The 2604-nt window shown below is 77.0% G+C and carries 1 protein-coding gene; it reads left to right on the top strand.

Going from position 1 to position 2604, the window contains the following annotated elements:
* Positions 1-128: 128 nt before the first annotated feature.
* Positions 129-2604, top strand: a 2476-nt coding sequence (locus E1182_RS30165; protein ID WP_371687627.1) for an ATP-dependent helicase, incomplete at its 3' end; no start/stop codon positions are given.

Below are 2604 nucleotides of genomic sequence, written 5' to 3'. Positions count from 1 at the left end.
GGCCTGCCGGACCGGGCCCGGACGACGGGCGGTCCGCCGCGACGGTTCGGGGGGACCGTCGGCCCGGCGGGCCGGCCAAGGGCAGCGGTCGGCCCGGGGGGCCGAGCGAGGGCAGCGGTCGGGGCGGCGTGGGCATCGAGGGGGAGCCGCGGTCCGCGGGGCCGGCGGGCGATGGCGCGTACCCGGCGGACCGCACCGGCAGATCCGATCCGCCGACCGGCGACCGCGGTCAGCACCCTGTCCCCACCAGCCCGCACGGCGCGTCGCGGCGCCTTCGCGGACGGCTCACCGATCCGCTCCAGGCGCAGGTCGTCGCGCACACCGACGGGCCGATGCTGGTCGTGGGTGGTCCCGGCACCGGCAAGACCAGCACCCTCGTCGAGGCGGTCGCCGCCCGGGTGGCCGAAGGCGTCGACCCGGAGCGGATCCTGGTGCTCACCTTCGCCCGCCGGCAGGCCACCGAGCTGCGTCACCGGATCGAGGCGCGGATCGCCGCCGACGGTCACCGGGTGCTCCGCGAGCCGCTGGTGCGCACCTTTCCGGCGTACGCCTTCGGACTGCTGCGCCGGGCCGCCGCCGAGCGGGGCGAGCCGTCGCCCCGGCTGCTCACCGGTCCCGAACAGGACCTGATCATCCGGGAACTGCTCGACGTGGTGGGCGAGGAGCCCGGCGACGATCCGGTCGGCTGGCCGGAGGATCTACGTCCCGCCCTGCGGACCAGGGCGTTCGCCGCCCAGCTGCGCGACCTGTTGATGCGTGCCGCCGAGCGGGGTGTCGGCCCGGTCGAGCTGGCCCGGCTGGGGGAGAAGCTGGGCCGCGCCGACTGGCCGGCCGCCGCCCGCTTCCTCCGGGAGTACGTCGCCGTGCTCGCCCTGCGCGACGTCAGCAACCGTGGCTCGGTCGCGTACGACCCGGCCGAACTGGTCCGGGCCGCCACCGGTATGCTGCTCGACGACCCCGGGCTGCTCGACGCCGAGCGTCGCCGGCTGGCCCACGTCTACGTCGACGAGTTGGCCGACACCGACCCGGCCCAGCAGGAACTGCTCGCCGTGATCGCCGGTGGCGGCAAGCCGCTGGTGGCGTTCGCCGACCCGGATTCCTCCACATACGCCTTCCGTGGTGCCGACCCGGCCGTGGTGGGCGGCTTCCCGCACCGGTTCCGCACCGCCTCCGGAGCACCGGCCGCGCAGGTCACGCTCACCACGTCGTACCGGGCCGGCGCCGGGCTGCTCGGGGCGGCGGGGCGGCTCGCCCGACGGCTGCGCGGACCGGCCGCGCACCGGCGGCTGCGCCCGCCGCCCGGCACCCCGCCCGGCACCGTCGAGGTGCGTACCTTCCGCTCCGCCACCAGCGAGGCCGCCTGGCTCGCCCACGCGCTGCGTACCGCGCACCTGCTCGACGGCGTGCCGTGGTCCGAGATGGCGGTGCTGGTCCGCTCCACCCACCTGCACCTGCCCTCGCTGCGCCGCGCCCTGCACACCGCCGGGGTGCCGACCGTCGTGCACGGGGAGGACCTGCCGCTGCACCTGCAACCGGGGGTCGCGCCGCTGCTGCTCCTGCTGCGCTGCGCGCTGGAGCCGGAACGGCTGGACGAGGAGGCGGCGGTCGCCCTGCTGCACTCCCCGCTGGGCGGGGCCGACCCGCTGGCCGAGCGGCGGCTGCGGCAGGGGCTACGGGCTCTCGCGCTGGCCGGCGGTGACCGTCGCCCCTCCGGCGAGCTGATCGTGGCGGCGCTGCGTGACCCGGCCGAGCTGGCCGGGATCGACCGGCGCTGGGTGGAGCCCGCTCGTACGGTGGCGGAGCTGCTGGCGACCGCACGGCGGGCAGCGGCCATCCCGGGTGCCACCGCCGAGGATGTGCTCTGGGCGGTGTGGCAGGCCAGCGGGCTGGCCGAACGCTGGGCCGGCGCGATCAACCGGGGGCGGGCCGCCACCGGCGAGCACGAGACCGCCCAGCGGTGGCGGGCCGAGGCCGCCGACCGTGACCTGGACGCCGTGCTGGTGCTCTTCGACGCGGCGGCCCGGTTCACCGACCGGCTGCCCGGTGCCCGGACCGAGGTCTTCCTCGACCACGTGCTCGGCCAGGATCTGCCCGCCGACACCCTGGCCGCCAGCGCCGACCGGGGCGACGCTGTCCGGCTGCTCACCGCGCACGCCGCGAAGGGCCTGGAGTGGGACCTGGTCGCGGTGGCCGGGGTTCAGGAGGGCATCTGGCCCGACCTGCGGCTGCGGGGCAGTCTGCTCGGCTCGGAGCGGCTGGTCGACGTGCTCGCCGGCCGGGCCGACGGCACCGGCGTGCGAGCTGGTCTGGTCGGGCAGACCTCCGCCCTGCTGGACGAGGAACGCCGGCTCTTCCACGTCGCGGTGACCCGGGCGCGGCGGCGATTGCTGGTCACCGCCGTCGCCTCGGCCGCCGTCGGTGGCGACGACCACGAGGAGCAACCCAGCCGGTTCCTGTACGAACTCGGCGTCGGTGAGCCGGCCGGCGGGGCCGACGCCTCCCGGCACGGGGAGAGATCTCGGCACGAACAGGCACCGCCAGGGACCGTTTCCCACCAGGATCCCCCGGATTCGCGCGGGGGAAGCGAGGAGGGCGGGGACGGCC

It is taken from the genome of Micromonospora sp. KC721 (assembly GCF_004348355.1).
GTDB lineage: Bacteria > Actinomycetota > Actinomycetes > Mycobacteriales > Micromonosporaceae > Micromonospora.
This window is presented reverse-complemented; position numbering and strand designations above follow the sequence as displayed.